Source organism: Streptomyces tanashiensis (assembly GCF_014648895.1).
Taxonomy (GTDB): Bacteria; Actinomycetota; Actinomycetes; order Streptomycetales; family Streptomycetaceae; genus Streptomyces; species Streptomyces tanashiensis.
The window spans coordinates 268,257-276,032 of sequence record NZ_BMRZ01000011.1; the positions used below are offsets into that span (position 1 = coordinate 268,257).

The 7,776-nt window shown below is 70.1% G+C and carries 10 protein-coding genes, 1 tRNA gene and 1 pseudogene; 9 read left to right on the forward strand and 3 right to left on the reverse strand.

Features of this window, described 5'->3' with window-relative positions; genetic code table 11:
• Window positions 1-18: 18 nt before the first annotated feature.
• Window positions 19-567: a helix-turn-helix domain-containing protein gene (locus tag IE237_RS28455; protein WP_189804968.1), complete on the reverse strand. Its 549-nt coding sequence runs from the start codon at window positions 565-567 to the stop codon at window positions 19-21.
• A gap of 129 nt (window positions 568-696) precedes the next feature.
• On the opposite strand from IE237_RS28455, the gene IE237_RS28460 reads away from it, so the two are divergent.
• Together IE237_RS28460 and IE237_RS28465 are read left to right on the forward strand one after the other, a co-directional pair.
• Window positions 697-769, forward strand: a tRNA-Ala gene (locus IE237_RS28460).
• 275 nt (window positions 770-1,044) lie between these two features.
• The gene (locus IE237_RS28465; protein WP_189804969.1) at window positions 1,045-1,419 is read left to right on the forward strand and encodes a DUF6344 domain-containing protein; all 375 of its coding nucleotides are present in this window, start codon (window positions 1,045-1,047) and stop codon (window positions 1,417-1,419) included.
• Between the two features lie 345 nt (window positions 1,420-1,764).
• Here IE237_RS28465 and IE237_RS28470 read toward each other — a convergent pair whose 3' ends face one another.
• Entirely contained in the window at window positions 1,765-2,469 is a 705-nt protein-coding gene (locus tag IE237_RS28470) for a DUF5324 family protein (RefSeq protein ID WP_189804970.1), read from the reverse strand.
• Between the two features lie 172 nt (window positions 2,470-2,641).
• Here IE237_RS28470 and IE237_RS28475 point away from each other — a divergent pair, with 172 nt between their 5' ends.
• The gene (locus tag IE237_RS28475; protein ID WP_189804971.1) at window positions 2,642-3,169 is read left to right on the forward strand and encodes a peptidylprolyl isomerase; all 528 of its coding nucleotides are present in this window, start codon (window positions 2,642-2,644) and stop codon (window positions 3,167-3,169) included.
• A gap of 22 nt (window positions 3,170-3,191) precedes the next feature.
• Entirely contained in the window at window positions 3,192-4,055 is an 864-nt protein-coding gene (locus IE237_RS28480; protein ID WP_189804972.1) for a rhomboid family intramembrane serine protease, read from the forward strand.
• Window positions 4,056-4,358: 303 nt separating this feature from the next.
• Here the strand turns inward: IE237_RS28480 and crgA are convergent, their stop codons facing one another.
• Complete coding sequence (gene crgA / locus IE237_RS28485) at window positions 4,359-4,613, reverse strand: cell division protein CrgA (protein WP_056565215.1); 255 nt, start codon at window positions 4,611-4,613, stop codon at window positions 4,359-4,361.
• 140 nt (window positions 4,614-4,753) lie between these two features.
• On the opposite strand from crgA, the gene IE237_RS28490 reads away from it, so the two are divergent.
• From IE237_RS28490 to IE237_RS28510, 5 genes and pseudogenes are all read left to right on the forward strand, one after another.
• On the forward strand, window positions 4,754-5,521 hold the full coding sequence (locus tag IE237_RS28490) for a DUF881 domain-containing protein (protein ID WP_189804973.1): 768 nt from the start codon (window positions 4,754-4,756) through the stop codon (window positions 5,519-5,521).
• Between the two features lie 15 nt (window positions 5,522-5,536).
• Window positions 5,537-6,208 carry a class E sortase gene (locus tag IE237_RS28495; RefSeq protein ID WP_189804974.1) on the forward strand — a complete coding sequence of 224 codons (672 nt, stop codon included), beginning with the start codon at window positions 5,537-5,539 and terminating at the stop codon, window positions 6,206-6,208.
• 64 nt (window positions 6,209-6,272) lie between these two features.
• Entirely contained in the window at window positions 6,273-6,434 is a 162-nt protein-coding gene (locus IE237_RS28500) for a hypothetical protein (RefSeq protein ID WP_017240377.1), read from the forward strand.
• Entirely contained in the window at window positions 6,431-7,069 is a 639-nt protein-coding gene (locus IE237_RS28505; RefSeq protein WP_189804975.1) for an aminodeoxychorismate/anthranilate synthase component II, read from the forward strand. The genes IE237_RS28500 and IE237_RS28505 overlap by 4 nt, the downstream gene beginning before the upstream one ends.
• A pseudogene (locus tag IE237_RS28510) lies at window positions 7,066-7,776 on the forward strand (hypothetical protein); the annotation flags it as partial. The gene IE237_RS28505 and the pseudogene IE237_RS28510, both read left to right, overlap by 4 nt.

Sequence of the window (7,776 nt, forward strand, 5' to 3'; positions counted from 1 at the left end):
CCGGCTGCCGGACCCGCGTCAGTTCTGGTGCGACTCGTAGTGGGCGACCGCGTCGGCGGTGCGCCCGGCGCCGTACACCCGGAGGAACTCTGCCAGTTCCGGGTGGGCCGGGGCGAGCGAGTCTGCGGCGTCGATGATGTCGCCGGCGGCCGCCACGGAGCGCAACAGCGACTGGATCTCGCGGACCACGCGGCGCACGGTCGGCGCACCGGAACCGGTGCTGGTCGGGCTCGTGCCGGTGAGGACGGAGCCGCCCTGCGACTTCTTGACCTCGTCCATCCGGTCGGTGGCCTCGGCGGCGCTGACGCTGCCGTCGGCGACCTGGACGGCGAGCTCCTGGAGGGCCTGGACGCGCTGGACGACGGCCGGGTTGCCGATCTTGGCCCGCTGGCCGCTCATCAGCTGGGACAGCATGGGCGCGGAGAGCCCGAGCACGGCCGCGAGCCTGGCCTGATTGAGCCCGAGATCGTCGATCAGGCGACGGAAGAGCGCCCCCAGCGGCTCTCCGTACCAACTGCGCTGAAGCTCTCTGGCTCTTGCCGTGGCTTCCTGCTGCGCTGCGTCCATTACTTCTCCCCATCCCTTAGGTTCGCCACTGCGAACCTCGGTCAGCATCTTACGGAGAGTGGTTGCCGACCGGGAGTCCCAATCCTTTTGCCGGACATGGGGGGTGACCCGGTACGCTGTTCTCGTTCCGGGGCCTTAGCTCAGTTGGTAGAGCGCTGTCTTTGCATGGCAGATGTCAGGGGTTCGACTCCCCTAGGCTCCACTCGGACAGACCCCCCTGACCTGCGGCAGCGCAGGGCAGGGGGGTCTTTCGCGTTCTCTGCGGGGCGCGCGGGCGGGGAGATGAGCCGGTTCCGGGCGCCGTGGCGCTGGGTGACCGGGGGCGGCGATGGTCCGTCCGAGTGGTGTTCATCGGAAGAACTGCGCGACGACGGCGTCGGTGCGTGGAAATCGGGGCCGCATCCACATCATGAGAAAAGTACGTAAAGCGCGCAACCCGAAATGAACCATCCGAGAACGTCACGAAAGTGAGGGGCCATGGCCACCGCCAAGGTCAAGCAGTTCTGGACCGCCTTCATCTCCGTCCTCTTCGCCCTCCTCGCCTCCGTCGGCCTGGCGAACACCGCCGCCGCGACCGGGCAGCCCGCCGTCCAGCAGCCCGAGGAGCCGGCCGCGCCCGCCGCCGCCCACGCCGCCACCGCCGGGGAGCGGAGCCTCGCCTCCGTACCGGCACAGCGGGCACATCGGTGGCCGCTCGCCGGGGACCGCTCCCTGCCGCCCACCATCAAGCAGCGCATCGCCGCCGAGGCCCACGGTTCCTCTCCCTCCGCGCGTCAGCGTTCGTCGGCGACCGCGGGTGTCGAGAGCGACCCGGTCGCGCTGACGGAGCAGGCGCTCGCCGCTGCGGCGTAGGGAGCGGGGAGGCCACGACGCGTGCTCCCCGCACCCACGGACGGGCTCCGACAGGCAGAGCCTCGGCAATCTCGGCGACAGCGGGATCCAGCAGGACCCGCCGGCGATACCCCAGCAGGACCCAGCAGGACCCAAGCAGGACTAGCGGAACCTCAGCAGGACTCAGCGGAACCCCAGCAGGACCCCAGTAGGCCCCAGCAAGACCCGGTAGGACCTAGCAGGACCCCAGCGGAACCCCAGCAGGACCCCAGCAGGACCCGGTGGAACCCCACTAAGACCTCAGTAAGACCCCAGCAGGACCCAGTACGACCCGGTAGGTAGGACCTCGGTAGGAGTGGCGGTCGGTCAGCGGCGTTCGTCGCGTTCGGCGGCCTCCGCGGCGGCTGCGGCATCGGCATCGGCCTCGGTCTCCACCTCCGCATCGAGGGGAGCCCCACTCTCGTCGACGGACGACAGCGAGGAGCCCTCGCCCATCTCGGTGGGAGCGGGAGGTTCGACCAGCCAGTCGGGATTGGCCTGCTTGTCCCACCACTTCCAGGCGACGAACGCGCCGCCGATCAGTAGGCCGAGGACGACGAGTCCCTTGGCGAGGTGTCCGGCCTTGGCCCGACGCTCGTGCTTCTTCACGATCTTCTGGATGTCCTTCGGCGTCACCTGACCGCGCAGCGCGGCCCAGGCGGCGGTGGAACGCGATCCGGCCTCCTCGAGGACGGGACCGGTTGCGGCGACCGCGCTCTCGACGCGCGGAACGGTGTAGTCGGCCGCCTGACGGGCGGCCTGGCGGGTCTTGACCGCCGCAGTGTGTGCGGCTGCGTCGACCCGCGGCGGTACATGCGGTGCGACATACGAGTCGTACTGCACGCGAGCCTGCGCCCGGGCCTGTTGAGCGGCCTTCGAGACCTTCGGCGCGGCCCATGACCGCGCCTCGTGCGCGTAGTACGTGGCCTGGTCCTTGGCCGTTTCGGCGTACGGCGCCACCACTTCCGCGGCGTGCAGGACGCTCTCCTTCGCCGAACCTGTGGCGGCGCGCACGCTGTCCATGCGGGTCACGGGATTCCTCCTCCTCGGTGGCGATGTCGGTTTTTCACCTTTCCATCCTTTTCGGAATCATGCCCGCCGGAGCGAGGTCCGGCATGTGGGGCTGGCATCCGGGGCATGCGAGGATCGGACACGCCAGAGACAGACGTGACATGACGCGACACGACGTGGACGGAAGGCGACCGTGGCCGAGCAGCTGTACGCGATCCTCAAGACGAGCCTGGGCGACATCGAGGTGCGGCTGATGCCGTTCCACGCCCCGAAGACGGTCCGGAACTTCGTCGAGCTCGCCTCCGGCGAGCGTGAGTGGACGCACCCCGCCACCGGCACGGTCTCCTCGGACCCGCTCTACGACGGAACGGTCTTCCACCGGGTCATCAAGGGCTTCATGATCCAGGGCGGCGACCCGCTGGGGAACGGCACGGGCGGACCCGGATACGAGTTCGCCGACGAGTTCCACCCGGAGCTCTTCTTCGACCGCCCCTACCTGCTGGCCATGGCCAACGCCGGCCCGGGCACCAACGGCTCGCAGTTCTTCGTCACCGTCGGCCCCGCGACCTGGCTGAACCGCAAGCACACCATCTTCGGCGAGGTCGTGGACAAGGAGAGCCGGAAGGTCGTGGACGCGATCGCGACCACCGCGACCGATCCCCACACCGAGCGTCCGCTCCAGGACGTGGTCGTCGAGTCCGTGGTGATCGAGAAGCGCTGAGGCGGAAGGGACGGAACCCGCCATGGACACGCAGCCCGGTCTGCTGCGCTGCTACCGCCACCCGGAGGCCGAGACCGGCATCCGCTGCGCCCGCTGCGAGCGGCCCATCTGCACCGAGTGCATGATCTCCGCCTCCGTCGGATTCCAGTGCCCGGAGTGCGTCCGGGGCGGCTCGGGGACCGGTCACGCGCCCGACGCCAACCAGCCCCGGACGCTCGCGGGCGGCCGGGTGGCGGCGGACGGGCGCCTGGTCACCAAGATCCTCATGGCGATCAACCTGGCGCTGTTCATCGCCGTCCAGGTGATGGGCGACCGGCTCGTCGACGACCTCGCGCTCATCGGCGGCGCGTACCTTCCGAGCGGCGAACCGGTCGGCGTCGCGGACGGCGAGTGGTACCGCCTGCTGACCTCCGCCTTCCTCCATCAGGAGATCCCGCACTTCCTCTTCAACATGCTGGGCCTGTGGATGATCGGCGGGATCGTCGAACCCGAGCTGGGGCGGATCCGGTACACGGCCCTCTGCCTGCTCTCCGGGCTCTCCGGCTCCGCGCTCGCCTATCTGCTCGCGCCGCAGAACCAGTTCTCGCTCGGTGCCTCCGGCATCGTCTACGGCCTGATCGGCGCCTGGATCGTGCTGGCCCGGCGCAGGCGGCAGGACATGCGTCCGGCGATCCTTTTCGTGGCGCTGAATCTGCTCATCACGTTCACCCGTCCGGGGATCTCCTGGGAGGCGCACATCGGCGGCCTGGTCGCCGGCGTCCTGGTGACGTACGCGATGCTGCACGCGCCGCGGGCGCGGCGGGACCTCGTCCAGTACGGGGCCTGTGCGCTGGTGCTCCTGATCGACCTGGGGATCGTGCTCGTCCGTTCAGCCGCGCTCACCTGAGCGCGGGGGCCTGTGGAAGAGCTCTTCAGTGAGCTTTCCCCAGAGTTATCCACAGTGTGTGGCGAATCTTTCCCCTGCTCTGGGGAAAGACCACGCCCCTCGCCTCTGACCTGGTGTTTCTCCAGGGAGGCGAGGGGCGTGGCACGTTCTGCCGGGGGTGATTCCGGTCATACCGGCGTCAACCTCGTGCGAGTTATCCACAGATCTTCGTAAGTTATCCAGTGCTGTGCACAACGCTGTGGATAAGCTCGGGGGAGAGCTTGACGAGGGCCCGGTGCGACCGCTACATCGACCGGTTCGCGGTCACTTCCACTGCGTGGAGACACCGAAGCCGGCCGCGATGAAGCCGAAGCCCACCACGATGTTCCAGTTCCGGATCGACTCGACCGGCATGGAGCCGTCGGTGACGTAGAAGACCACGATCCACACCAGACCGATGGCGAACAGCGCCAGCATCACCGGCGCCACCCAGCTGCGGTTGGTCAGCTTGATGTTGGTCGCCTGCTTGGCGGGCGGAGGCGTGAAGTCGGCCTTCTTGCGGATCCGTGACTTCGGCACGAGGGACTCTCCTGTCGATGCGCTGCGTGACCGCGCAGGGAACTGTGGCTGGCGCCGGGATGTGACGAAGGAGGACGACTGAGTCCCCCAGGCGTCCGTTAGCGTAGTGGTTCCGCGGCACCGAAGGGGATCAGGGTACGTTGAGCAATTCCGCCGACACTCCCGAAGGGCCGGGCCGCACCACGAGGTGGCGCCCCGTCCGGGTGCTCACGCTTGCCGTTTTCGCCCTCGCCGGACTGATCTTCGTCACGAGTTTCAACACCGCCAAGGGCACCAACATCCGCACGGACGCCTCGCTCCTCAGGCTCTCCGACCTGATCGAGGAACGCAGCCACAAGAACGCCGGCCTCGACGAGTCCACCGCCGCCCTCCGCGCCCACGTCGACTCCCTCGCCGCCCGCGACGACGGCTCCACGCGCGCGGAGGACGAGAAGCTCGACGCGCTCGAGGCGAAGGCGGGCACCACCGAGGTCTCCGGCCCCGGCCTCACCGTCACCCTCGACGACGCCCCGCCGAACGCCCAGGCCGCCCCCGGATACCCCGAACCGCAGGCCAACGACCTGGTCATCCACCAGCAGGACCTCCAGGCCGTCGTCAACGCCCTCTGGCAGGGCGGCGCCGAAGGCATCCGGGTCATGGACCAGCGGCTCATCTCCACCAGCGCCGTGCGCTGCGTCGGCAACACCCTGATCCTCCAGGGCCGCGTCTACTCACCCCCGTACAAGATCACCGCAGTCGGCGACCAGGGGAAGCTGGCCAAGGCGCTGGCCGGCTCCCCCGCGCTCCAGAACTACCAGCTGTACGTCAAGGCGTACGGGCTCGGCTGGAAAGTCGACGAGCACAAGGCGGTGACTCTTCCCGGGTACTCGGGCACAGTGGACCTCCACTACGCGAAGCCGGTGAGCTGACAGCGGGAGGGCCGCTTGCGTCTCCTCGTCAGGACCTTCAGCGAGCTGTGCATCACCGCGGGCGCCCTGGTCGTCCTCTTCGTCGCCTACCTCCTGTACTGGACCGGCGTCCAGGCCGACAGCGCCAGCGCCGCCCAGATCGACACCCTCCAGCGCGCGTGGACCGACACGCCCGTCGCCGCCGCACCCGCACCCGCGCGCGTACGGACGCCGTACGTCACCGGCAAGGGCATCGCCGTGATGTACGTCCCCCGGCTCGGCCGGGACTGGAAGTGGCCCGTCCTCGAAGGCACCGGGCCCGACGTCCTGAAGCAGGGCCTCGGCCACTACACCCGCACCGCCGGGCTCGGCGACACCGGGAACTTCGCCGTCGCCGGCCACCGCCGCACCCACGGCGACCCCTTCAAGGACTTCCCCCGGCTGCGGCGCGGCGACGCGATCGTCCTCACCGACGGCACGACCTGGTTCACGTACCGGATCGACCGCGGCCCGTACCGGACCGTCCCCGGCGACACCGCCGTCGTCGACCCCGTCCCGAGGAAGTCCGGCTTCGACGGGCCCGGCCGCTACCTCACCCTCACCACCTGCGACCCCGAATGGGGCAGCAGCCACCGGCTCATCGTCTGGGCGCACCTCGACGCCACCCGTCCGGTGACCGACGGCCGTCCACAGGCTTTGGACAGCTGACCCCCCACGCCCTCCTCGCCCCGTACTCTGGTCCCCGTAACGAACGGAAGGGGCGGTCGACGTCATGTACGGCTGGATCTGGCGGCATCTGCCGGGCAACGCGTGGGTACGGGCGCTGCTCTCGATCGTGCTGGTCCTCGCGGTCGTCTATGTCCTCTTCCAGTACGTGTTCCCCTGGGCGGAGCCTCTGCTTCCGTTCAACGATGTGACGGTGGACGGCCAGTGAGCGCGCGAATTCTCGTCGTCGACAACTACGACAGCTTCGTCTTCAACCTCGTTCAGTACCTCTACCAGCTCGGCGCCGAGTGCGAAGTGCTCCGCAACGACGAGGTCGAGCTGAGCCACGCCCAGGACGGCTTCGACGGCGTCCTGCTGTCCCCCGGGCCCGGCGCGCCCGAACAGGCCGGGGTCTGCATCGACATGGTCCGGCACTGCGCCGACACCGGCGTTCCCGTCTTCGGCGTCTGCCTCGGCATGCAGTCGATGGCCGTGGCGTACGGCGGCGTCGTCGACCGCGCGCCCGAGCTGCTCCACGGCAAGACCTCGCTCGTCACGCACGAGGGCCGGGGCGTCTTCGCCGGCCTGCCCTCGCCGTTCACCGCGACCCGCTACCACTCGCTGGCCGCGGAGCCCGCCACCGTGCCGGCCGAGCTCGAGGTCACGGCACGGACCGAGGACGGGATCATCATGGGGCTGCGCCACCGTGAACTCCCCGTCGAAGGCGTGCAGTTCCACCCCGAGTCGGTCCTCACCGAGCACGGGCACCTGATGCTGGCCAACTGGCTGGAGCAGTGCGGCGACAAGGGGGCGATCGGCCGGTCGGCAGGGCTCGCTCCGGTGGTGGGCAAGGCCGTCGCGTGACGACGGGCTCGCCGTGGTTCCGTGCCACGAACGGGCCGGGGCCCGAGCCGATACCCGCGGACCCGTACGCGCCTCCCGCCGAGCCGTACGCACCCGCCGAGCCGTACGTCCCGGCCGAGCCGTACCCGGCCGCCGAGCCGTACGCCGCCACGGGTCCGTACGCTCCCGCCGAGCCGTACGCGGGTGCCGACCCGTACACGCCTCCAGCTGACGCGTACGCACCTCCAGCTGACGCGTACGCACCTCCAGCTGACGCGTACGCACCTCCCGCCGACCCGTACACGCCTCCAGCTGACGCGTACGCACCTCCCGCCGACCCGTACACGCCTCCGGCCGAGTCGTACACGCCTCCGGCCGACCCGTACGTGCCCGCCGACTCCTACGCCCCCGCCGAGCCGTACGCGTACGAGGAGCCCGCGTCCCACGGGCCCGGCGCCCAAGAGGGGCCCTACGAGCCCTCGTACGGGCCGTACGAGGCTGAGGAGCCCCGGCGGGCCCGCCCGGACGAGACGATGCCCCTGCAGGCCCTGGAAGAGCCCTCCGAGCCTGCTCCCGACGCGGCCTCGGAGCCGGCCGCGGGGCCGGGGCGGGCCGAGCGCCGTCGCGCGGCCAAGGGCGGCCGCGGCAGGAACCGGGGCAGCGCACCGACGAGCCCCACGGCTCCGGCCGGCCGGCCTCTCTCCCGCGTCGAGGCCCGGCGGGCCGCC